This is a genomic window from Streptomyces sp. NPDC059355 (assembly GCF_042752335.1).
Lineage (GTDB): Bacteria > Actinomycetota > Actinomycetes > Streptomycetales > Streptomycetaceae > Streptomyces.
The window spans coordinates 13,786-36,276 of sequence record NZ_JBHYXN010000025.1 but is presented as its reverse complement, the minus strand read 5'-3'; the positions used below and the strand labels follow the sequence as shown (position 1 = coordinate 36,276).

Annotated in this window: 22 protein-coding genes and 1 pseudogene; 18 read left to right on the top strand and 5 right to left on the bottom strand. The window is 71.8% G+C overall.

Annotation, left to right across the window (positions count from 1 at the left end; all coding sequences use genetic code 11):
* Positions 1-48 precede the first annotated feature (48 nt).
* The gene (locus ACFXGI_RS23315) at positions 49-1,242 is read right to left on the bottom strand and encodes a sensor histidine kinase (RefSeq protein ID WP_384709789.1); all 1,194 of its coding nucleotides are present in this window, start codon (positions 1,240-1,242) and stop codon (positions 49-51) included.
* Positions 1,243-1,389: 147 nt separating this feature from the next.
* Between ACFXGI_RS23315 and ACFXGI_RS23310 the strand changes: the two genes are divergently transcribed.
* The 13 genes from ACFXGI_RS23310 (at position 1,390) to ACFXGI_RS23250 (ending at position 13,985) form a co-directional block, all read left to right on the top strand.
* A complete protein-coding gene (locus ACFXGI_RS23310) occupies positions 1,390-1,797 on the top strand; it encodes an NADH-quinone oxidoreductase subunit A (RefSeq protein WP_030870082.1) in 408 nt (135 codons plus the stop codon).
* Positions 1,788-2,390, top strand: a complete 603-nt coding sequence (locus ACFXGI_RS23305; protein ID WP_384709785.1) for an NADH-quinone oxidoreductase subunit B — start codon at positions 1,788-1,790, stop codon at positions 2,388-2,390. The genes ACFXGI_RS23310 and ACFXGI_RS23305 overlap by 10 nt, the downstream gene beginning before the upstream one ends.
* Positions 2,387-3,712 (top strand): NADH-quinone oxidoreductase subunit C, encoded by a 1,326-nt coding sequence (locus ACFXGI_RS23300; RefSeq protein ID WP_384709782.1) that lies wholly within the window; start codon positions 2,387-2,389, stop codon positions 3,710-3,712. The genes ACFXGI_RS23305 and ACFXGI_RS23300 overlap by 4 nt, the downstream gene beginning before the upstream one ends.
* Entirely contained in the window at positions 3,709-4,668 is a 960-nt protein-coding gene (locus ACFXGI_RS23295; RefSeq protein WP_384709778.1) for an NADH-quinone oxidoreductase subunit H, read from the top strand. Before ACFXGI_RS23300 ends, ACFXGI_RS23295 begins: the two co-directional genes overlap by 4 nt.
* A complete protein-coding gene (locus ACFXGI_RS23290; RefSeq protein WP_384709998.1) occupies positions 4,665-5,276 on the top strand; it encodes a NuoI/complex I 23 kDa subunit family protein in 612 nt (203 codons plus the stop codon). The genes ACFXGI_RS23295 and ACFXGI_RS23290 overlap by 4 nt, the downstream gene beginning before the upstream one ends.
* A 5-nt stretch (positions 5,277-5,281) precedes the next feature.
* Positions 5,282-5,887 carry an NADH-quinone oxidoreductase subunit J gene (locus ACFXGI_RS23285; protein ID WP_384709996.1) on the top strand — a complete coding sequence of 202 codons (606 nt, stop codon included), beginning with the start codon at positions 5,282-5,284 and terminating at the stop codon, positions 5,885-5,887.
* Positions 5,887-6,252 (top strand): NADH-quinone oxidoreductase subunit NuoK, encoded by a 366-nt coding sequence (nuoK, locus tag ACFXGI_RS23280; RefSeq protein WP_384709775.1) that lies wholly within the window; start codon positions 5,887-5,889, stop codon positions 6,250-6,252. The genes ACFXGI_RS23285 and nuoK overlap by 1 nt, the downstream gene beginning before the upstream one ends.
* Positions 6,249-8,297 carry an NADH-quinone oxidoreductase subunit L gene (locus tag ACFXGI_RS23275; protein ID WP_384709772.1) on the top strand — a complete coding sequence of 683 codons (2,049 nt, stop codon included), beginning with the start codon at positions 6,249-6,251 and terminating at the stop codon, positions 8,295-8,297. The genes nuoK and ACFXGI_RS23275 overlap by 4 nt, the downstream gene beginning before the upstream one ends.
* A 38-nt stretch (positions 8,298-8,335) precedes the next feature.
* The gene (locus tag ACFXGI_RS23270) at positions 8,336-9,907 is read left to right on the top strand and encodes a NuoM family protein (RefSeq protein WP_384709770.1); all 1,572 of its coding nucleotides are present in this window, start codon (positions 8,336-8,338) and stop codon (positions 9,905-9,907) included.
* Positions 9,904-11,460 carry an NADH-quinone oxidoreductase subunit N gene (locus tag ACFXGI_RS23265; protein WP_384709767.1) on the top strand — a complete coding sequence of 519 codons (1,557 nt, stop codon included), beginning with the start codon at positions 9,904-9,906 and terminating at the stop codon, positions 11,458-11,460. The genes ACFXGI_RS23270 and ACFXGI_RS23265 overlap by 4 nt, the downstream gene beginning before the upstream one ends.
* A 292-nt stretch (positions 11,461-11,752) precedes the next feature.
* On the top strand, positions 11,753-12,616 hold the full coding sequence (gene htpX, locus ACFXGI_RS23260; protein ID WP_384709764.1) for a zinc metalloprotease HtpX: 864 nt from the start codon (positions 11,753-11,755) through the stop codon (positions 12,614-12,616).
* Positions 12,613-13,005 carry a YccF domain-containing protein gene (locus ACFXGI_RS23255; RefSeq protein ID WP_384709761.1) on the top strand — a complete coding sequence of 131 codons (393 nt, stop codon included), beginning with the start codon at positions 12,613-12,615 and terminating at the stop codon, positions 13,003-13,005. Before htpX ends, ACFXGI_RS23255 begins: the two co-directional genes overlap by 4 nt.
* A gap of 44 nt (positions 13,006-13,049) precedes the next feature.
* Complete coding sequence (locus ACFXGI_RS23250) at positions 13,050-13,985, top strand: glycosyltransferase family 2 protein (protein WP_384709994.1); 936 nt, start codon at positions 13,050-13,052, stop codon at positions 13,983-13,985.
* A gap of 116 nt (positions 13,986-14,101) precedes the next feature.
* Here the strand turns inward: ACFXGI_RS23250 and ACFXGI_RS23245 are convergent, their stop codons facing one another.
* Positions 14,102-15,349, bottom strand: coding sequence for an APC family permease (locus ACFXGI_RS23245; protein WP_384709758.1), 1,248 nt, complete (start codon positions 15,347-15,349; stop codon positions 14,102-14,104).
* 19 nt (positions 15,350-15,368) lie between these two features.
* On the bottom strand, positions 15,369-16,796 hold the full coding sequence (locus tag ACFXGI_RS23240; RefSeq protein WP_384709755.1) for a SulP family inorganic anion transporter: 1,428 nt from the start codon (positions 16,794-16,796) through the stop codon (positions 15,369-15,371).
* Positions 16,797-17,164: 368 nt separating this feature from the next.
* Between ACFXGI_RS23240 and ACFXGI_RS23235 the strand changes: the two are divergent.
* Positions 17,165-17,314 (top strand): annotated as a pseudogene (locus ACFXGI_RS23235) (GntR family transcriptional regulator); the annotation flags it as partial.
* Positions 17,315-17,400: 86 nt separating this feature from the next.
* Here the strand turns inward: ACFXGI_RS23235 and ACFXGI_RS23230 are convergent.
* Positions 17,401-17,868, bottom strand: coding sequence for an NUDIX hydrolase (locus ACFXGI_RS23230; RefSeq protein ID WP_384709752.1), 468 nt, complete (start codon positions 17,866-17,868; stop codon positions 17,401-17,403).
* Positions 17,855-18,616 carry a DUF5919 domain-containing protein gene (locus tag ACFXGI_RS23225; RefSeq protein WP_384709750.1) on the bottom strand — a complete coding sequence of 254 codons (762 nt, stop codon included), beginning with the start codon at positions 18,614-18,616 and terminating at the stop codon, positions 17,855-17,857. The genes ACFXGI_RS23230 and ACFXGI_RS23225 overlap by 14 nt, the downstream gene beginning before the upstream one ends.
* A gap of 536 nt (positions 18,617-19,152) precedes the next feature.
* Between ACFXGI_RS23225 and ACFXGI_RS23220 the strand changes: the two genes are divergently transcribed.
* The 4 genes from ACFXGI_RS23220 to ACFXGI_RS23205 are packed head-to-tail and all read left to right on the top strand — an operon-like array spanning position 19,153 to position 22,222.
* On the top strand, positions 19,153-19,284 hold the full coding sequence (locus ACFXGI_RS23220) for an albusnodin family lasso peptide (protein ID WP_384709747.1): 132 nt from the start codon (positions 19,153-19,155) through the stop codon (positions 19,282-19,284).
* 57 nt (positions 19,285-19,341) lie between these two features.
* Complete coding sequence (locus ACFXGI_RS23215) at positions 19,342-21,042, top strand: albusnodin/ikarugamycin family macrolactam cyclase (protein WP_384709744.1); 1,701 nt, start codon at positions 19,342-19,344, stop codon at positions 21,040-21,042.
* Complete coding sequence (locus tag ACFXGI_RS23210) at positions 21,039-21,674, top strand: lasso peptide biosynthesis B2 protein (protein WP_384709741.1); 636 nt, start codon at positions 21,039-21,041, stop codon at positions 21,672-21,674. The genes ACFXGI_RS23215 and ACFXGI_RS23210 overlap by 4 nt, the downstream gene beginning before the upstream one ends.
* Positions 21,671-22,222: a GNAT family N-acetyltransferase gene (locus ACFXGI_RS23205; protein WP_384709738.1), complete on the top strand. Its 552-nt coding sequence runs from the start codon at positions 21,671-21,673 to the stop codon at positions 22,220-22,222. The genes ACFXGI_RS23210 and ACFXGI_RS23205 overlap by 4 nt, the downstream gene beginning before the upstream one ends.
* The last annotated feature ends 269 nt before the right edge of the window (positions 22,223-22,491 follow it).

Genomic DNA, 22,491 nt, shown 5'->3' with positions numbered 1-22,491 from the left:
TCAGGGCCTGTCCGACCCTGATCCGCCGGACAGGCCCTGGCCGCCGGCTCAGCCGCGCCCGCGCCACGGCAGCTCCGCCGTGACCACCGTCCCCTCCCCCGCGGGGGAGTCGACCACGAACACCCCGTCCACGGCCCGCAGCCGCTCCGCCAGCCCCGCCAGCCCCGATCCGCCCGTCACGTCGGCTCCGCCCCGCCCGTCGTCCGAAACCCGGATCAACAACCGCCCCGAAGCGGTCCCCGAGCTCCGCCACACCTCCACGCTCGCCCCCCGGGCCCCGGCGTGCTTGCTCACGTTCTGGAGCAGCTCGGACACCGTGAAGTACGCGATCCCCTCGATGGCGGCCGCGGGCCGCTCCTCCAGATCCACCGCCACCTTCACCGGCACCACGCACCGCGAGGCCACCGACGACAGCGCCGCGTCCAGCCCCCGGTCCGTCAGGACCGCCGGGTGGATCCCCCGCGCAAGGTCCCGCAGCTCCTGGAGCGCCAGCTTCACCTCGCCGTGCGCCTCGTCGACCATCGCCGCCGCCGCGTCCGGATCCTCCAGCAGCTTCTCCTTCGCCAGGCCCAGCCCCATGGCCAGCGCCACCAGCCGCGCCTGCGCCCCGTCGTGAAGGTCCCGCTCGATGCGCCGCATGTCGGCCGCGGCCGTGTCCACGACCACCCCCCGGTCGGACTCCAGCTCCGCGATCCGCCGCTCCAGCTCGTCCGAGGGCGACAGCAGCCCTCGTACCATCAGCCGGTCCACGTTCGACAGCCACCGCACCACGTACGGCAGCACGGGCCACAGCACCAGCAGCCCCACCAGCGCCACCGTGAACGTCAGCACCCCCCACGGCAGCCGCACCAGTTCGTACAACACCGTCCGCCATGCCACCGGGTCCTTCACGCCCGCCCACAGCCAGGGGAAGAACCCGCCGGCCCGCCGCGGCCCCGGCAGCGGGGTCGGCTCCTCCACCCGTACGCCGAGCAGCACGCGCGCCCGCGCCCGCTCCAGCCGTCCCAGCTGGCGGGACCCGAGCAGACCGATCGCGAGCAGCGGAAGACCGATCGCGGTCACGGACAGGCCGCCGGCGGTCGCCACCATGGTCACCGTGTAGACGAAACCGACCAGCGCGAGCGGAAGATTGCCCAGCAGGTGGACGGTCTCTTTCCACGCCGCGGCCCCCAGGGCCGGGCGTACGGGCGGGGGCCGGTCGTTGTCGGGACCTGGGTGGGAGACTTGAATGGGCGCGGTCATGCCGCCCAGCCTGCCAATTCCGGGCCGCCGTTGCCATGGGGCAGCCGGGCCGCGGTAAACGGGGGATAACCCCACCCTGTGTGGGCCAGGCCCTAGACTCCCGTCCGTACCAGATCATCGACAGTGGCCAAGGAGCGAGGAACGGACGTGCCCGACCCAACGGTATCGACCGTAACCGTGCTCGCGGCGGACTATTTCCGGAGTTATTCGGTCGTCGGCCTGCTGGCCGTCCTCGGTGTGCTCTTCGTGGCCGTCGCGTTCGGCGCGGGCCGCCTGCTGAGACCGGTCGTCCCGACCCCTGAGAAGCTGCTGACGTACGAGTGCGGCGTGGACCCCGTCGGCGAGGGCTGGGCGCACACCCAGGTCCGCTACTACGTCTACGCGTTCCTCTACGTCATCTTCGCCGTCGACTCGATCTTCCTCTTCCCGTGGGCGACGGTGTTCGCCGACAGCGGCTACGGCGCCACCACGCTCGTGGAGATGTTCATCTTCCTGGGCTTCCTGGCCGTCGGCCTGCTCTACGCGTACAAGAAGGGCGTCCTCGAATGGACGTGACACCGGCCGTGACACCGGCCGAGCCCCAGCTGCTCCCGGAGCCCAGGCGCCTGGGAGTCCTCTCCCGCCTCGCGCCCGAGCCCATGAAGGTGGTCCTGAACTGGGGCCGCCGCTACAGCCTGTGGGTCTTCAACTTCGGCCTCGCCTGCTGCGCGATCGAGTTCATCGCCGCGTCGATGGCCCGGCACGACTTCATCCGCCTCGGCGTCATCCCGTTCGCGCCCGGCCCGCGCCAGGCGGACCTGATGATCGTCTCGGGCACGGTGACGGACAAGATGGCCCCGGCCGTGAAGCGGCTGTACGAGCAGATGCCTGAGCCGAAGTACGTCATCTCCTTCGGCGCCTGCTCCAACTGCGGCGGGCCTTACTGGGACTCGTACTCGGTGACGAAGGGCGTCGACCAGATCATCCCGGTCGACGTCTACGTCCCCGGCTGCCCGCCGCGCCCGGAGGCGCTGCTCCAGGGCATCCTCAAGCTCCAGGAGAAGATCGCCAGGGAGTCGCTGGCGGACCGCTACGCGACCGACCCCTCGACCGCCCAGCTCACGAGCGGCCTGGTCAAGCCCCCGCCGGCACCGGGAGCGGGCGCATGAACCTCTACGACTCCCTCCCCGACGCGGTGGCAACGGTCTTCGGCGCGGAGGCGCTGGCCGACCACTCCTACGACGTCCTGACCGTGGACGTCCCCGCCGGAAGCTGGATCCCGTCGCTGGAGATCGCCCGGGACAAGCTGGGCTGCACCTACTTCGACTGGCTGAGCGCGGTGGACGAGCCGGGCACCGGCTTCCGTGTCTGCGCGCACGTCGTGTCCCTGGAGAACCACCGGGTACGCCGCCTGCTGCTCCGTACGACGGTCCCGCACTCGGCGCCCTCCCTCCCGTCCGCGGTCGCGATCTACGCGGGCGCCGAATGGCACGAGCGCGAGACCCACGAGATGTTCGGAGTGGTCTTCACGGACCACCCGCACCTGGTCCCGCTCCTCCTCCCGGAGAACTTCGAAGGCCACCCCCTCCGGAAGGACTTCGTCCTGGCCGCGCGCGTCGCGAAGGCCTGGCCGGGAGCCAAGGAGCCGGGCGAGGCACACGACCCCGCCGCCCCGAAGCGCCGCCAGATGCTCCCGCCGGGCGTCCCGGACCCCAACGACTGGGGCCCGATGAAGGGCCAGCTCCCCCCGGCCCCCACCCGCCCCGCCCGCACGGCCCGCACCCCCCGCGCAGCCGCCGCCGGCGCCCCGGCGGCCGAAGCCCCCGCCCGCCCCGCCCGCCGTACCCGCTCGGTCGCCGACGGCCCGGCCGGCCAGGCGGCGCAGCCGGAGGCAGCGGCCGCTCCACAGGCCGACGCCCCCGAGCGCAGCACCCCCCCGGCAGCCGAAGGCCCGGCCGGCCGGGCCGTCACCCCGGCCCAGCCGGAAGCCGAAGCCCCGCCGCGCCCCGCCCGCCGTACCCGCTCCGCATCGGACGGCTCGGCGAGCCAGGCCGGGACCCCGGCCGAGCCCGGGACCGAGGGCGCGCCGCAGGCGGACACAGCCGCGCGCCCGGAGGGCCAGGCGATCCGGGGCCGCACGGTGGCGCCGGGCAGGCGCCCCGCCCCCCGCAGCGCGGACGCGCCCTGGCACAGCCCGCAGCCCGCCTTCACGGGACCCGGACCGGACCCCGATCCGGATCCCGAGCCCGCCCCCGCGGCGGACCCGGGCCCGAAGGGCGAGCCGAAGACCACGCCCGACCCCGGCCCGCGGCCCGATGCCGAGCCGAAGGCCACGCCCGATCCCGGCCCGCGGCCCGACGCCGAGCCGAAGCCCGTACAGGCCCCCGGCCAGGACGACGCCGAGGCAAAGCCCGACCCCGTTCCCGGCGCCGAGTCCGCGCCCACCGGCACACCCGAATCCGAACCCGACCCCAACGGAGGCGACGCGTGAACGACGTCCTCGACGTCGCGCTGCGACTCATCGTCGTCTTCGCCGTGTTCCTCGTGCTCCCGCTCGTCGTCGGGCAGACCGAGCACAAGGTCATGGCCCACATGCAGGGCCGCCTCGGCCCCATGTACGCCGGCGGCTTCCACGGCTGGGCCCAGCTCGTCGCCGACGGCGTGAAGTTCGCGCAGAAGGAGGACATCGTCCCGGCGGGCGCCGACCGCCGCATCTTCCAGCTCGCCCCCGCCGTCGCCCTCCTCCCGTACCTCCTCGTCCTCGTCGCCGTCCCCATCGGCCCCGGCGAAGGCGCCGTCGGCCAGGTCATCGACGCCGGACTGTTCTTCGTACTCGCCGTCATGGGCGTCGGCGTCCTCGGCAGCCTCATGGCCGGCTGGGCCTCGGCCAACAAGTTCTCCCTCCTCGGAGGACTCCGCACCGCCGCCCAGCTCCTCGCGTACGAGCTCCCCATGCTGCTCGCCGCCGCCTCCGTCGCGATGGCGGCCGGGACCGTGTCCCTCCCCGGCATCGTCGACGCCTTCCAGTGGTGGTGGCTCCCCTGGCAGATCACCGGCGCGCTCGTCTTCTTCACCGCCGGCCTCGCCGAACTCCAGCGGCCCCCCTTCGACATGCCCGTCGCCGACTCCGAGATCATCTTCGGCGCGTACACCGAGTACACAGGCCTGCGCTTCGCGCTGTTCCTGCTCGCCGAGTACGCCGGCATCGTCGTCCTCTGTGCCCTCACCACCGTCCTCTTCCTCGGCGGCTGGCACGGCCCGATCGCCGGCGGCTGGGTCTGGACCCTCCTCAAGACCGCGGTCCTCGCCTTCGTCGTGATCTGGCTCCGCGTCAGCTACCCGCGCCTGCGCGAGGACCAGCTCCAGAAGCTCGCCTGGACCACACTCATCCCGCTCGCGCTCGCCCAGATCGCGCTCACCGGCATCGTGAAGGTGGCGATCAGCTGATGCCCATCCCCGGATCAGGCCTCGCCAAGGGCCTCGCCGTCACCCTGCGCACGATGACGAAGCGCGCGCACACCGCCCAGTACCCCGAGGTGCAGCCCGAACTCCCGCCCCGCACCCGCGGGGTCATCGGCCTGTTCGAGGAGAACTGCACGGTCTGCATGCTGTGCGCCCGCGAGTGCCCCGACTGGTGCATCTACATCGACTCCCACAAGGAGACGGTCCCGGCCGCCGCCCCCGGCGGCCGCGAGCGCAGCCGCAACGTCCTCGACCGCTTCGCCATCGACTTCTCCCTCTGCATGTACTGCGGCATCTGCATCGAGGTGTGTCCCTTCGACGCCCTCTTCTGGTCGCCGGAGTTCGAGTACGCGGAGACGGACATCCTCGAACTCACCCACGAGCGCGACAAGCTGCGCGAGTGGATGTGGACCGTCCCGGCCCCGCCCGCCCTGGACCCCGCCGCGGAGGAGCCCAAGGAGATCGCCGCCGCCCGCAAGGCGGCGGAGAAGGCCGGAGCCGCGGCCGCCGCGGCAGCCGCCGCCGCAGCCGAAGCCGCCGCGCCCACGACGCCCGAGACCGACAGCCCCACCACCCCGGAGGGAGACGCGTGAGCGACCTGAACCCCGCGGCCACCACCCTGGCCGCCGCGGCGACGGGCCACGGGTTCCTCTCCCCGACCGGCGTCGAGATCGCCTTCGTCCTCGTCGGCCTCGCCACCCTCGGCGCGGCCGTCGTCACCGTCACCACCAAGCAGCTCGTGCACGCCGCGCTCTGGCTGGTCGTCGCCCTCGGCGGCATCGCCGTCGAGTACCTGCTGCTGACCGCCGAGTTCATCGCCTGGGTCCAGGTCCTGATCTACCTCGGCTCCGTGGTCGTCCTCCTCCTCTTCGGGCTGATGCTCACCAAGGCCCCCATCGGCCGCTCCCCGGACGCGGACTCGAACAACCGCTGGGTGGCCCTCGGCGTCGCCCTCGTCGCGGCCGCGTCCCTCGTCTGGGTCGTCGCCGACGCCTTCCGCACCACCTGGATCGACCTCGACGGCCCCGCCCAGGGCTCCACCAAGGTCTCCGGCGAGATCCTCTTCCAGCACTGGGTGCTGCCCTTCGAAGCGCTCTCCGTCCTCCTCCTCGCGGCCCTGATCGGCGCCATCGTGCTCTCCCGCAGGGACACCGCGGCCGGCGGATCCGACGACGACACGAACACGAAGGGGCAGCAGCGCTGATGCACCTCGCCTACCCCGCCGTGCTCGCGGCGCTCCTCTTCTGCACGGGCCTGTACGGAGTGCTCGCCCGCCGCAACGCCATCTTCGTCCTGATGTCCGTCGAGCTGATGCTCAACGCCGTCAACCTCAACCTGGTGGCCTTCGACGTCTGGCTGCGCGACGCCCTGCACGGCGGCCAGGCCCTCACCCTCTTCACCATCGCCATCGCCGCCGCCGAGATCGGCATCGGCCTCGCGATCGTGCTGATGGTGTACCGCAACCGCGGCACCTCGGACGTGGACCGGCTGCGGGACACCGCCGAGGGCCACGAGCCCGCCCCGAACGACCAGACCACCCCGAACAACCAGAGCGAGGTCACCGCGTGAGCACCACGACCCTCGCGGTCCTCGTCCCGCTCCTGCCCTTCCTCGGCGCGGTGGCGGGACTGCTGCTCGGCCGCCGCGCCCCCGGGTTCGTCCGGCCGCTCGCCGTGCTGCCGGCGCTGGCCTCGGCCGTACTGGCCGTGCTCGTCGCCGTCCGCCAGGGCGGCGGCACGCCGATCCTCGCCTCGACGGAGCTGACCCCGACCGGCTCGGTGCCGATCGAGCTCTCGCTCTACCTGGACGGCTTCGCCGCCCTGGTCGCCGTGCTGGTCGGCGTCGTCGCCACCTGCGTACAGCTCTACTCCACGGCGTACCTCCGCGAGGACCCGCGCTACCCCTCGTACGCCGCCCTGGTCTCGCTGTTCACCTCGGCCATGCTGCTCGTCGTCTACTCCGGCGACCTGATGGTGCTGCTCGTCGGCTGGGAGGTCATGGGCATCTGCTCGTACTTCCTCGTCGGCCACTACTGGGAGACGGAGGCGGCCCGCTCCGCCTCCCTGAAGGCCTTCCTCGTCACCAAGCTGGGCGACGTCCCCTTCCTGATCGGCCTGTTCGCGCTCGCCACCGACGCCGACTCCTTCGAGATCCCCAAGATCCTGGGCACCGTCGCCGCGGGCGGACTCGACCACCCCACGCTGATCGCGCTCCTGCTGCTCGCCGGAGTCGCGGGCAAGTCCGCGCAGTTCCCGCTGCACACCTGGCTCCCCGACGCCATGGCGGGCCCCACCCCGGTCTCCGCGCTGATCCACGCCGCGACGATGGTCGCCGCCGGCGTCTACTTCGTCGCCCGCCTCCTCCCGGTCTTCGCGGCCTCGCAGGCCGCACTGGTGGTCATGGCCGTCATGGCGGCCGTCACGATGGTCGGCTCCGGCCTCGCCGCCCTGGCCCAGGACGACATCAAGCGCGTCCTCGCCTACTCCACGATCGGCCAGCTCGGCTACATGACCGGGGCCCTGGCCGTCGGCGACCGCGGCGCCGCCGTCTTCCACCTCCTGTCCCACGGCGCCTTCAAGGCGCTCCTGTTCCTCGGCGCGGGCGTGATCATCCACGCCGCCGGTACGAACTCCCTGGCCGCCATGTCACGGATGGACGGCCTGGCCAAGCGCATCCCCGATGCCTTCTGGACGATGACGATCGCGCTGCTCGCGCTCGCCGCGATCCCGCCCTTCGCCGGCTTCTTCTCCAAGGAAGCCGTCCTCGTCGCCGCCGAGCACGCCGCCGGCGGGCACTCGGAATCCGCCCCCAGCGCGGCCGGCTGGATCGTGCTCGTCTCCGGCGTGCTGACCGCCCTGCTCACCGCCGCCTACGCCACCCGGCTGTGGCTGATGGCCTTCCGCGGCCGGGGCCCCGCCGCCCCCGACCACGGCAAGGAGCCCGTCGCCATGACCGGCGTGCTGTGGGTGCTCGCGATCCCGTCCATCGGACTCGGCCTCGCCGCCGGCCCGATCGCCGACTGGTTCGACGGCAACGGACTCACCCCGACGCCGGTCACCTCCGTCCTCGGCACCGGAGCCGCCGCCGTCGGCGCGGTCCTGACGTACGCCCTGTGGCAGCGGGCCACCGCGCAGGCCGCCACGGCTCCGGCCGTGGCCCGACCCACCACCGCCGCCGCGGCCGAGCAGCCCGCCGCCGTGGCCGCCGGAGTGTCCGCGGCCACCGCGGCCGCGGAATCCGCGGCCGAAGCACCCGAGGTCGCGGAGGTCACCCACGAGCACCCCGCCGTCCCGGCGGGTCCCGCCGCCGACCCCGGCCGGGCGCTGCTCGGCCCCCTGCACCGCCACGCGGCCGACGGCTTCCACCTCGACGCCGTCTACGACCGGCTGTTCGTCCGCCCCGTCCGCGCCGCCGCGAGCCTCGTCCGCTTCCTCGACCGCGAGGTCGTGGACACGTACGTCAGCGGCGCCGGAGCCGGCCCCCGGCTGCTCGGAAGCCTCGTACGCCGGGCCCAGACCGGCAACGTACAGAGCTACCTGAGCGCCCTGCTCGCCGGCGCCCTGGTCCTGGCGATCGCCACCGCCGTCCTCGCCAACGTCAACGCCGGATCGTGAGCCGTGAGTCAGCCGTGATTGATATCAGCCCGTCCGTGATGCAGTTCCTTCTGGCGTTCGTCGTGGCCGCACCGCTCCTCGGCGCCGTCGCCGCCCTCCTGCCCGCCCCGCCCGGACTCAAGGGCAAGAGCCCCGAACAGGCCGTGCTGCGCCACGGCGTGACCGTGACCGGCGTGATCCTCGCCGCGGCCATCGCCCTCTCCCTGGGCTTCGACCACGGCACTCCGGCCCGCTTCCAGGCGACCACGGACATCAGCTGGATCCCGGCGCTGGACGTCCGGATCCACCTCGGCGTCGACGGCATCTCGCTCCCCCTCCTCCTGATGACCGCGCTGCTGTTCTTCCTCTGCGCGCTCTACAGCTACTTCAAGCTTCCCGAAGGCCCCTCCCCGAAGGCCTTCGTCGCCCTGCTCCTCGTCCTCGAATCCGGCACCCTCGCGACCTTCGCCGTCCTCGACCTGCTGCTGTTCTTCCTCGCCTTCGAGATGGTCCTCATCCCGATGTACTTCCTCATCGCCCGCTGGGGCGGTGCTCAGAGGCAGGCCGCCGCCTGGAAGTTCATCCTCTACACGCTCCTCGGATCCGTGGTCATGCTCCTCGGACTGCTGCTCATCGGAGTGAACAGCGGCACCTTCGACATGGTGGCACTCGCCTCCGACAACGGCCGCGAACTGAGCCACACCACCCAGCTCCTGGCCGTCCTCGCCATCGGCATCGGCCTCGCCGTGAAGACCCCGATGTGGCCGCTGCACAGCTGGCTGCCCGACGCCCACACGGCCGCCCCCACCGTCGGCTCCGTCCTGCTGGCCGGCGTCCTGCTCAAGATGGGCACCTACGGGTTCGTCCGCATCCTGCTCCCCGTCACCCCCGACGGCATGGCGACGTTCGCCCCCTACCTGGGCGCCTTCGCCGCCGTCGGCATCGTCTACGGGTCGCTCGCCTGCCTCTCCCTCGCCCGCAAGGGCAACAAGGGCGACCTCAAGCGCCTCATCGCGTACTCGTCGGTCGGCCACATGGGCTTCGTCCTCCTCGGCATCGCCTCCATGACCCCCACCGGCGTCAACGGCGCGCTGTTCGCGAACATCGCCCACGGCCTGATCACCGGCCTCCTGTTCTTCCTCGTCGGCGCCCTCAAGGACCGCTACGGCACCGCCGACCTCGACACCCTCGCCGGAGCCACCGGCGCCGCCCTGTACGGCCGCGCCCCCCGCCTCGGCGCCTTCCTCGCCTTCGCCGCCGTCGCCTCGCTCGGCCTGCCCGGCCTCGCCGGCTTCTGGGGCGAGATGCTCGCCCTGTTCGGCGCGTTCGAGCCGGCGCGGGGCCTCTCCCGGCCCGCCTTCCTCACGTACATGGCCTTCGGCGCGTTCGGCACCCTGCTCACCGCCGCCTACCTGCTGATCGTCGTACGCCGCGTCTGCATGGGCGACCCCGCGGTCCGGCCGGAGCACCCGTCGGGCCCCGCGCTCGAACTCGCCGACATCCAGCGCTACGAGTTCGCCGCCTGGACCCCGCTCGTTGCCCTCACCGTCCTCGCCGGCCTGTGGCCCGCCGTCCTCCTCGGCCTCACCGACCCGGCCGTCCAGAAGCTCCTCGCAGGAGGCAACGCATGACGGCCCTGACGGCCTCCGTTCTGTCCGCTCCGTCGGCGGCCCCGGCCGCCGAGGCCGCGAGCCGCGTCCAGAGCGTCGACTGGCTCGCGATCACCCCCGTGGTCCTCACCGCCGCCGTCGCCCTGGTCGTCCTGGTCGCCGACCTCTTCGTACCGGAGCGGCGCAAGCCCCTGCTCGGCTGGCTCTCCGTCGCCGGCCTCGCCGCCGCGACCGCCACCCTGCTGCCGCTGCGCGCCGGCGACCGCGCCACCTTCTGCCTCACCACCGACCCCGGTGCGTGCAGCTACACCGCCGACCACTTCGCGCTCGTCATCCAGTTCCTGGTACTGGCCGGCGCCCTGGTCACCGCCCTGCTGTCGGTCACCACCGTCCGCGAGGCGCGCATGCCGGCCGGCGAGTACTGGTTCCTGCTGCTGTCCTCCGCCGCCGGCGCCGCGCTGCTGCCCGCCTCCCGCGACCTCGCCACCCTGATCGTCGCCCTCGAAGTCGCCTCGCTGCCCGCGTTCGCCCTCGTCGGCATGCGCCGCGGCGACCGCCTCTCCTCCGAGGCCGCCCTCAAGTTCTTCCTGTCCTCCGTCACCGCCACCGCCGTGTCGCTGATGGGCGTCAGCTTCGTCTACGCCGCCACCGGCACCCTGCACCTCACGCAGGTCGCCGACCGGCTCGAAGACGTTCCCGGGCAGCTCGACACCCTCGCCATGGCCGGCGTCGCGCTCACCCTCGTCGGCTTCGCCTTCAAGACCGCCGCCGTCCCCTTCCACTTCTGGGTCCCGGACACCTACGTCGGCGCGCCGCTGCCCATCGCGGGCTACCTCTCCGTGATCGGCAAGGCCGTCGGCTTCACCGGCCTCATCCTCGTCACGGTGATCGCCTTCCCCGCGTACTCCGACATCTGGGGCCCCGCCCTCGCCGTCCTCGCCGCGCTCACCATGACGCTCGGCAATGCCGCCGCCGTGCGCCAGAACGCGGACCGGCCGAACAGCGCCGTCCGGCTGCTCGCCTGGTCCTCCGTCGGCCAGGCCGGCTACCTGCTCGTCCCGATCGCAGCCGCCGCGTACTCCGAGCGAGACCAGATCGGCGCCACCGTCGCCTACGCCCTCATGTACGCCGCCGTGAACCTCGGCGCCTTCGCCGTGGCCGCCCTGGTCGCCCGCACGAAGCCGCAGAACCGGATCAGCGACTACCGCGGCCTCTACGCGGAGCGCCCGGCCGCCGCCCTCGCGCTGGCCTTCTTCCTGCTCTGCCTGGCCGGACTGCCGCCGGGCCTCATCGGCCTCTTCGCCAAGGTCACCGTCTTCCGCGCCGCCGTCGACGCGGGCCTGGGCTGGCTGGCCGTGGTCATGGCGGTCAACGTCGTCATCGCCCTGTACTACTACCTGCGCTGGACGGCGCTGCTCTTCCGCGCCCCGGATGCCCCCGCCGAAGGCGCCCGGACGAAGGCCCCGTGGCCGGTCACCGCCGCCATCGCGGTCACCGCCGTCATCGCCGTGGTGCTGTCGGCAGCCCCGCAGCTGGTCCTGCGCTTCGCGTCGGGCGGCCTGTTCCCGCAGTAGCCCGCGGTAACGCGGGCCGGTGCCGGCCCGTACTCGGCCCGTACGCGCCGGTACGCGGGCCGGTGCGTCGGCCCGTACGCGGGCCCGCGCGCCGGCGAACCCGTACGCCGTGACCCGTACGGCCCAACGCCCGCCGCATCCCCGCCGTCCCGGCCTCCCGGGCGGCGGGCCCGCCGAGCCCTGGGAACCAGACGCCCTCACCTCGCGTTGAGCCAGGAGGGAGGGTCCACTGGACCGTAGACCCTCAGATCCAGGACGGGGCTCCCCTGCCGCACCATTTGGAGGGCGTACCGTGCACCGCCGGCACAACGGGCTGAAGACCGCCGTACTCCTCGGCGGGCTGTCCGCACTCATCATCCTCATCGGAAGCTTCTTCGGGCGGGGCGGCCTGATCATCGCCGTCATCGTCGCCCTGGGGACGAACGCGTACGCGTACTGGAACAGCGACAAGCTGGCTCTACGCGCGATGCGCGCCCGCCCCGTGAGCGAGTTCGAGGCTCCGCAGCTCTACCGCATGGTGCGCGAGCTCTCCACGTCCGCACGTCAGCCCATGCCCCGGCTCTACATCTCGCCGACCGAGGCGCCGAACGCGTTCGCCACCGGCCGCAATCCGCGCAACGCCGCGGTCTGCTGCACCGAGGGCATCCTGCGCATCCTCGACGAGCGCGAGCTGCGCGGGGTGATCGGCCACGAGCTGAGCCACGTCTACAACCGCGACATCCTCATCTCCTCCGTCGCCGGAGCGCTCGCCTCCGTCATCATGTTCCTGGTGAATTTCGCATGGCTGATCCCGATCGGCCGGTCCAATGACGACGAGGGGCCCGGCATCCTCGGCATGCTGCTGATCATGATTCTGGGCCCGCTGGCCGCCTCCGTGATCCAGCTGGCCATCAGCCGCTCGCGCGAGTACGAGGCGGACGCGTCCGGCGCCCAGCTCACCGGCGACCCGCTCGCCCTGGCCGGCGCCCTGCGCAAGCTGGACGCCGGCGTCAAGCAGCTCCCGCTGCCCCCCGAGCCCAGGCTGGAGACGGCGAGCCACATGATGATCGCCAACCCGTTCCGCCCGGGCCAGGGCCTTTCCAAAATGTTCTCGACGCACCCTCCGATGGCCGAGCGCATCGCCCGGCTCGAACAGATGGCAGGACGTAGCCGATGAATACCATCCTCAACATCATTTGGCTCGTACTCAGCGGCATCTGGCTCTTCCTGGGCTACTGCCTCGCGGGCGTGATCCTCTGCATCACGATCATCGGGATCCCGTTCGGCATCGCGGCCTTCCGCATCGCCCTGTACGCCCTCTGGCCCTTCGGCTACACCACCGTCGAGCGCCATGACGCGGGCGCGGGATCCTGCGTCGGCAACGTCCTGTGGCTGGTCCTGGCGGGCTGGTGGCTGGCCCTCGGCCACATCGTCACCGGCATCGCCCTGTGCGTGACGATCATCGGCATCCCGTTCGGCATCGCCAACTTCAAGATGGTCCCCCTGTCCCTGCTCCCGCTGGGCCGTGAGATCGTCCCGACCGACGCGCCGTTCGCGTCCCGGTAGTGCCCCCTGCCGGCTCGGCCACGACGCTCTCGGTCATCGTGCCGATGTACAACGAGGAAGAGGCCCTCCCCGCCCTGGTGGGCCGCCTGCGCCCGGTCCTCGACGACACCGGCGTGCCCTACGAGGTCCTCGCCGTCGACGACGGAAGCACCGACCGGACCGCCGAACTCCTCGAGAAGTTCCGTACGGACTGGCCCGAGCTCCGCATCGTCCGGCTGCGCGGCAACTCGGGCCACCAGGCCGCCCTGCGCGCCGGACTGCACAGCTCGGTCGGGGCGTACGTGGCCAGCATCGACGCAGACCTCCAGGATCCGCCGGAGAAGATTCCGGAGATGCTGGACCTGGCACGGTCCGAGAGCCTCGACATCGTCTACGGCGTCCGCTCCGACCGCAGCACCGACACCGCCTTCAAGCGCCGCAGCGCCGGTGCCTACTACTGGCTGATGCGCCGCATGGTCGGCAAGCAGGTGCCCGCGCAGGCCGGGGACTTCCGGCTGCTCAGCCGCGAGGCCGTGGAGGCCCTCACCTCCCTGCCGGACCAGCACCAGGTCTACCGGCTGCTGGTGCCGTGGCTCGGTTTCCCGAGCGGGCAGGTGACGTACCGGCGGGCCGAGCGGGTGGCGGGCGAGACCAAGTACCCGCTGAGCAAGATGATCCGCCTCGCCGTGGACGGCATCACCAACTTCTCGGCCGCGCCGCTGCGGCTGGCGACCTGGCTCGGCGTCATCAGCTTCGTCACCTGCTTCGTGATGATCGCCTGGACGCTGGTGGTCTTCCTGCTCGGCAAGACCGTGCCCGGCTGGAGCTCGCTGTTCGTCGCCATGCTGTTCCTGGGCGGTGTGCAGCTGATCTGCGTGGGGCTGCTCGGCGAGTACATCGGCCGGATCTACACCGCCGTGCAGCGTCGGCCCACGTACTTCATCGGGTACGACTCGGCGCGCGAAGACGCGGGCAAGAGCGCGGGGAAGAACGGGAACTGACGGCGACGCCGACTCGCCCGCCCTCGCCGACTGGCTGCGCGGCCGGCTCGACGGCACCGCCTGGTTCTGCGGCGACGCGCAGGACGCGGGGCTGGAGATGGAGCTCTGGGCGGAGTTCAGATCCCGGCTCTGAGCCGGCCGCGCACCGCGTAGGCGGCGGCGCCCACGGCCAGTACCGCCGCCCCCGCGACCGCCCCCGCGGCCGGCAGCGCGCAGGCCAGTACGACACAGCCGGACAGCCCGACCGCTGCCACGGCCCGGCCCTTGAGACCTGAATCGAGAGTCCACGCGGAAGCGTTCGCGATCGCGTAGTAGGCCAGCACCCCGAAGGACGAGAAGCCGATCGCGCCCCGCAGATCGGCGGTCGCCGCGAGCACCGCGACCACTGCACCCACGGCGAGCTCCGCATGGTGCGGCACCTGATGCCGGGGGTGCACGGCGGCCAGCGCGCGGGGGAAATGGCCGTCCCGGGCCATCGCCAGGGTGGTCCGCGACACCCCGAGCAGCAAGGCCAGCAGCGAGCCCAGCGCCGCCAGGGCCGCCCCGACCCGGACCACGGGGGTCAGTCCGGGCAGGCCGGCCGCCCGTACCGCGTCGGCCAGCGGGGCCGGCGAAGCCGCCAGGGCCCCGGCACCCAGCACCGACAGCACCGCCACCGTCACCGCGGCGTACACGAGCAGGGCGATCCCCAGGGCGAGCGGCACCGCCCGCGGGATCGTGCGCTGCGGATCACGCACCTCCTCGCCCAGGGTGGTGATGCGGGCGTACCCCGCGAATGCGAAGAACAGCAGTCCGGCCGCCTGCAGCAGCCCGCCGGCTCCGCCGTCGCCCAGGCCGCCGAGCCGTCCGGCGTCCGCCGCCCCGGAGGTCAGGCACCCCACCACGACCGCGGCCAGCACGGCCAGCACCACCGCCACGATCACCCGGGCGATCCGGGCCGACTTCCGGACGCCGCCGTAGCCCGCGGCGGTCAGCGCCACCACCGCGGCGACGGCCACGGCATGCTGCCGCCCGGGCCAGACGTACGCCCCCACGGTGAGCGCCATCGCCGCGCACGACGCGGTCTTGCCGATGACGAAGCCCCAGCCGGCCAGGTATCCCCAGAACGGGCCGAGCCGCTCCCGCCCGTACACGTAGGTCCCGCCGGAGGCCGGATAACGGGCGGCCAGCCGTGCCGAGGAGTGCGCGTTGCAGTAGGCGATCAGCGCCGCCACCGCCAAGGCCGCGAGGAGCGCGCCCCCCGCGGGCCCCGCCGCACCCGCCGCCGGGGCGAGCGCGGCGAAGATGCCCGCTCCGACCATGGCGCCGAGCCCGACGACGACGGCGTCGAATACCCCCAGCGTGCGCTTCAACTCGTTGTCCACGGGGCGGAGGGTAGCCCCCCTAGATGACGCCTTCCCTGCCGGTCAGTGGCGTCCGGTTCTGTTCCCAGCCGTGGAGGGCCGTCAGGCAGGCGTGGTCGAGGTGGCGCAGCCCGCTCAGGTCGAGGCGTACGGGGTGCCCGGCCGGCAGCGCGTCGAGCGCGTCGAGCAGCTTCGGCAGCCGAAGGAAGCTGGCGCTCCCCAGGACCTGGACGTGCAGCTCCCCGCCCTCCCACACCTCCTCGATGTGCACGTGGGAGGTCTCCCAGGCCGCCTTGACCACGGCGAGCCCCAGTCCGATCAGCACGCCCTCGAAGAGGTTCGTGGCCACGACGGCCCCGGCCGTCGCCACCAGCACCACCGCCTCGCCCCGGTGCGAGCGCCACAGGCCGGCGACGGCCCGGGCCGGCAGCAGTTTCCAGCCGGCGTGCAGCAGCACCCCGGCCAGCGCGGCGAGCGGGACGATCCGGAGCAGCTGGGGGAGTGCGACGGCGAACAGCAGCAGCCAGCCGCCGTGCATGATCCGTGAGGCCCGGGTGCGGGCCCCGGCCTCCACGTTGGCCGCGCTGCGCACGATCACGGCGGTCATCGGCAGCGCGCCGAGCAGTCCGCAGACGGCGTTGCCGACTCCCTGCGCCACGAGCTCCCGGTCGTAGTGGGTCCGCGGACCGTCGTGCATCCGGTCGACGGCGGCCGCGCTGAACAGGGTCTCGGCGGAGGCGATCAGGGCCAGGGCGATCACGGTGCCGAGCGCCCCGGCGGAGGCCAGCATCCCGAAGTCGGCCCAGCGGGGCGGGGCGACGGCCCCCAGGACGCCGGTCACGGTCACCTTCTCGACGGGCAGCCGCAGCATCACCGACACGGCGGTGGCGGCCGCCACCCCGACCAGCGCGCCCGGTACGAGCCGCAGCCGGTCCGGCATCCGGCGCCAGGCCACGAGGACGGCGATGGTCCCGGCCCCCAGCGCCACGGCGGCCCAGTCGGCCTCCGCGGCGAGCGCCGGCACCGCGGCGAGCTTCTCCAGGGTCGCGCCGGGAGCCGGTACGCCGCCCAGGGCGTACAGCTGCCCCGCGATCAGCACGAGCCCGATCCCGGCGAGCATCCCGTGCACGACGGCGACGGAGATCGCCCGGAACCACCGCCCGAGCCGCAGCGCCCCCATGCACAGCTGCAGCACCCCGGCGGCCAGCACCAGGACCCCGAGTGCGCGGGCCCCGTGCGTGTGCACCGCCTCGTAGACCAGCACCGTGAGCCCGGCGGCCGGCCCGCTCACCTGGAGCGAGCTCCCCCGGAACCATCCGGCGACCAGCCCGCCCACCACGCCGGTCACGATGCCCAGCTCCGCGGGCACGCCGGAGGCGACGGCCACCCCCACGCAGAGCGGCAGTGCGACGAGCGCGACAACGACGGACGCCCCGAAGTCTTCGCGAAACGTTCCGACTCCGGGCATCCGTGACCCTCCCCTGTCCCGCGGCGATGAATACCGCCAGGTTGGCGGGTGCGCGCACGGTTGCCCAAGTGCTCATTGGGGGCTGGTGAGGCGCACGCGCCGCGCACGCCGGGTACATGATCCGCACGCCCCCGATGACGGCCGCCGGAGGGCAGAGGGGACCGCGATCGACGCCGATCTCGGCGAACTGCACGGCCCATCGCCGTTGCCTCTGTATCGGGGAGAGGGACAGTGTGCTTTCCGTCGAGGTCTCGGGGCGGAAGACGGCCCGCACCTGCGCGGCACTCGGGTCGGCCCACGGGCGGGACCAAGGGTTAGCGGTTGCCTCGGGTGCTCGCTGCTCGGTGAGGTAGGCGGCGGAGTGCCGTCCGGGCAGTCGGCTGCCGAGTGAGGCGGAGCTTTGCGAAACGCACGGGGTCGCGCGGATGACCGCGCGGCGAGCGGTGCAGGTCCTTCGGGAGCGCGGTCTCGTGGTCACCGAATGGGGGAAGGGCAGTTTCGTCCGGCAGGGTGACTAGGGCTCGAACAGGAAGCCGTCAAACAGCACGCGACCCCGGTTCCGAATCTTGGAACCGGGGTACTGTTTGTTTCAAGTCGGCAGGTGTCAGCGGACAACAGGACCCCGGCCGGCCCGCCAGTCGTTGATGCGCTTGCGGATGCTCGGCACCATCGGGAGATCGTCAATCGCATCCTGGGCGAACCATGCGACCTCGAATGACTCGTCCGAGGTGCGGAGCGTGCCGCCGGTGGGGCGGGCCAGGAGGCAGATCGAGAACTCCTGACGCACCTCCCCGTCGGAGTAGGCGAACACGTGCCCGGGGTTGGTGTACGTCCCGACGATGCCCGTGATCTCGACGGTCACCCCGGTCTCCTCGAACGTCTCCCGGATGGCGCACTCTCCGATGGACTCTCCCAAATCCATCTTTCCGCCGGGCAGGGCCCACATCCCGTTATCGGTGCGCCGCTGCAACAGCACCCGTCCGTCCTCGTCGACAACGACGGCAGAAGCGGCAGGCACCAAGCTGTTCGCCTCGGGAGCGTTGGGGTCGTCCTCGTAGTCACGCCTGGCCATCTTGCGGTGCCTCCCTGATGTCGCGCCCTCGGGTCCACAGCTCCTCGACGTGTGCGGAGAAGCGATCGAACATTCCGTCCGTCTGCGCACGCCGCAGGTGCATCATCGGCGAATCGTGACCGACCCTGCGGGCAAGGATCGGTGTCACGATCATCTCGTCATCGAATCGGAAGACCGAGAGGTTGACGTGGCCTGTCTCGAAACGGCCCTCGATACTGGTGACGTCCCGCAGCTTCTCCAACTCGGCGAGTGTCACCGCGATTCGAGTGGAGAGCGTGAGCGGTACGCCTTCCTCAGCTTCGCGTGCCGCGGTGACAGGACTGGTGGGGTCACCGATCAGGAACCGGACTCGGCACCCGCTCTGCGCCTTCCGACGTAGGGCGCCGGCCAGGTTCGCCTGCTCCAACCACAGGAAGTAGTTGGTGTATCCGGCGAACACCAACTCCCGCTGCGCCTTGGTCACCAGGGAACGCCACAGGCTTGACGGTGCTGCCGAACGGTAGGGAAAGACCTGAACGATTTCCCGATCGGGCCCCGTCGCGAGTGCCGAGCGGATGGCATTGGGCCACAACACTTTCTCCTCCTCGCCTAATGCCTCGCAGGCTGCCCATCTGTGGCGGGCGTGGGGGACGCGGTTCGGCTCGGTGATCCATCGGCCGATCGTCTTGGCATCGACACCGCAAGCCTGTGCGAGTTGCTTCTCGGTCATCTTGGCACTCGCCATCGCGCGGCGGAGAGCGTGGTTCACAGTTCGCCTCCCTGGGCCGTTGGGAACGGGACGAACCGTATTAGCGGAGCGTCCCAAACGTCCGCCAAACGGGGTAGTAACGCTCTGACGTGGGACGCAGCATCGTTATGTGCCCGGCGTACCCCCTGTGAGCAGACTCCTCCGGGCCGCGACGCGTAGCGAACCGCTGCTAGAGAGAGGCCAGTTATGCGTAGTAAGTCGCCGATGCTCGGTGCTCTTGCCGGGTGGCCGCTGTGATCCGGGGCCTGGGCGATGAAGAGCCGCGCGTCCTGATGACGCTCCGGGTGTCCCGTGACTCAGGGCAGACCTGGGAGCAGGAATCCGCTGTGGACGCTTCGCGGGCCCCTCTGCCTGGCGATGCTCGTCGGCTCCATCGGCCTGTACGCCGCAGGCATCTACGTCACCTCGTAGCCGGTCAGTTCAGCCGGCATTCCCAAGCCCCTCCCGGTTCCCGCGACGACACCGGACCCGGGAGGTTGCACCGCCGCAACGGGAACCCCCGTTGCGATCACCAGCCAGCAAGGAAGGTGACCAGCATGGACAAGATCATCACGGCAAGCGACCCCGAGCAGGACGAGGAGGTTGTGGCCCTCGGCAACGCGGCGGCCCTCACAAAGGGCAGCAGCAGCGAGAGCGTCGAGAACAAGCGCTCCCCGTACTCCGCCTGATCCCCAGCGGCGGCACCCGGTCCGGGTGCCGCCGCGCCCTTCCACGGAGGTGATCACATGGGCTGGTTCGGCGGCTACCTCACGAGGGCCCCTCGGCCGGCGGTCCCTGTCGGGGCGCAGATTCTCTTGCAAGACCCTCCGGTGTGGTCCGACGGCGTGCCGGTTCGGCTGGTCGACGGGCCTGACGGGCGACGGCTGGTCGTATTCGGCCCGTGTGGTGCCACGGGGGACGACCTTGATCGGGTGGTGTGGGCCGGGGATCTCCGCTCGCTAGATTCGGCGGCCACGGCCTGGGCGGGCGCCTACACCTTGCTCTACGGCGATGGCCACGGCGGACAGACGGTTTGGGCCGACCCCGCGGGGGCTTGCCCGCTCTACACATGCACCTTCAACGGGTCGACCGTGTGGGCTTCAAGCTCGGTGGCCTTGGCCGCCCTGTGCGGCTCGCTGCCGGATGCCGGATGGATGGCTGTCCATCTCGTGGACCCCACGGGATGGACGCCGGGATTCTCCGCCTGGTCCAGCGTTGAACAGGTGGCGCCCGGCCACAGGGTCGCCGCCGGCCTTGGGACTGAGCCTGTCCCTGTCCCGTACTGGACGCGGCCCACCCTCTCGCGAGAGGAAGCGGTGGACCGGCTGCGGGATGACCTGGCGGAGGCGGTCCGCATCCGCGTCGCCGGCCGCCCGGCTTCCTCTGATCTCTCCGGTGGACTGGATTCCAGCACCCTCGCGGCACTGGCTGCCCGCTGTGGACCGGTGACCGGGGTCACGTACCACCCCGAAGGGATCAAGGCGGGCGGCGACGTCGACCACGCGCGTCTCGTGGCGCGTGCGCACCCCGCGATCCGACATGAATTCATGGCCCTGGGCGACTCGCACCTTCCGTTCAGCGAACTTGACGCCTTACCGCTCACCGATGAGCCCGCGCCGTCCGCGATCACCGTGGCGCAGTTCACCGCGCAACTGCGGTTCCTTGCCGACCACGGCGCCGTGGTCCACCTGACCGGAGATGGCGGGGACAACCTGTTCATGCCGCCGCCGGTCCATCTGGCAGACCTCGCCCGTTCGGGCCGCTGGCTGCGACTGGCGGCCGATGCGCAGACCTGGGCTCGTCTCTACCGGCAGAGCCCTTGGCCTCTCCTCGCGAGCGCGGTACGACGGCCTCGCACGTTGGCCGGCGCATCGAGGCCCATGCCGTGGATGACCGACTGCGCCAAGGAACTGGCTGCACCCGTCACGGCGGCCTATCCGGACACGCTGAGCATGGGACACGCGGATCGTGCCCTACTGGCCGAAGCCAGGTACGTGGGACGCACCGCGGCGACCGAGAACCAACTCGCCGCCGCGCACGGTATCGAGATGCACAACCCCTTCACCGACACGCGAGTCGTGGAAGCTGCCTTGGCGGCCCCGGCTGTCGAGCGCTGGTCCGCTCGTCGGTACAAACCGCTGCTCTCCGACGTCGTGGCCGGCCTACTGCCGCCGCCAGTTGTCCGACGGGGCGCCAAAGGCATGTTCGCCGTCGATCACCACCACGGGTTGCGCGCCAATCTGCAACGGACGCTCGATTTGGCAGACGGGCGCCTCGCAGACCTCGGCCTCATCAACCCGGCGGCGGTCCGCGCGACGCTACGCCGTGCCGTCCTCGGAGTCGACATCCCTTGGGGCCGAATCGAACCCGTCCTCGGGGCGGAACTGTGGCTGAGGGCTGCAGAGAAGGTCGATCAGTGGATCACCTGGGAGGAGAGAGCCGCATGATTCCCGTTCCTACAGCGGAGACCCGGACCGCCGTGACCGACCGCGCTGGGGTCGTCGTCAACTACCGCACTGGCGCCACCATCGTCCTGACGGGCGGTGCCCTGGATGAATGGCTGTCCGCCGTCCGGCAGACCAACGCACCCGAGCCGGTTACCGTCACCAGCCCCGGCGCGTCATGGGGGACGCACGAGACGGCGGCCCGACTCGAAGCCCGTGACGCCCCGCCCTGGGCTTGGCGGGTCGCTGCGCTGGCCTGTGTCGCTCTCACGCTTACCGTCCGCCAGACCGGCCGTTCTGAGCGTAGGTTCGGGCGCCTGGTCCGCCTTGCCGAGGTCGGCGACGCGTTGCCTCCGGCTGGCACTGCTCACGCTCGCACGGCGGTGCGCTCCGTCCGGTGGGCCGCGCGTGCCATTCCGGCCCGGGTCGCCTGCCTTGAAGAGTCCACCGCGGCTTCCCTGCTCCTCGCGGCCGGCGGCCGTGGGAAGGCGTGGCGCCACGGTGTCGCCGCTGACCCGATCCGGCTTCACGCCTGGATCTCCGATGAACACGGACGCCCGGTGGAGGAACCCGGGCACACTGACGACTACACCCCGATCAACGCGTCCAACCCCTCTGGAGCCGAACCCCGATGAGCACTCCGCACATCCTGCTGGCCGGCGAGCGCGTCAGTCTCGCGATGACCGATCGCGACCACCTGCCCGACTACCACCGGTGGGAGAACGACCCCGCCACAATCCTCGGCTACGGCACTCAGGTGACCCAGTCCTGGGAGGTTCGTGCCGGCGGTTGGGAGGGCCAGGGCCGTAACCGCGACTACGCCCAGTTCGAGATCATCACTCCTGACGATCACACCCCGGTCGGGCTCACCACCTTGCAGATCGACTCGGCGGTACGGACGGCTGAGTTCGTCATCCTCATCGCCCCCGAATTCCGAGGGAAGGGGCTCGCCACCGAAGCCACCGCCCTGACCCTGCGTTGGGCCTTCGAGTACGCCGCGCTGCGCATGGTCTGGCTCAAGGTTCTGGAGGCGAATGCCGCAGGCGTGACGGCGTACCAGAAGGCTGGATTCCAGGCCGCCGGCCGCCTGCGACAGTCCGGCTACTGGCTCGGTCGATCCTGCGACGAGATCCTGATGGACGCCACCGCCGACGACTTCCTGAGCGCGGCCGAGTCCGTCTGAACACGACGCCGCCGCCCCGTCACCCGTGCTCGTGGGTGGCGGGGCGGCGCTGGCGAACTGCTACGCGGTGTGTGGGGCGGCGGCCTGGTCGGTGAAGCGGGCAGCGATCGCAGAACGCAGGCCGTTACTGGCGTCCGCGGTGCCGTCGGTCTCGCGGCGAAGGCCGGCGAGACCGACCTTGATCGGCGGTTGTACGTCGACCCTGCCGCCGGCAAGGAGAGCTCTCGGGCAGCTGCCGAGCGGTGGCGCACGTCGGCGGTGCGCCCGTC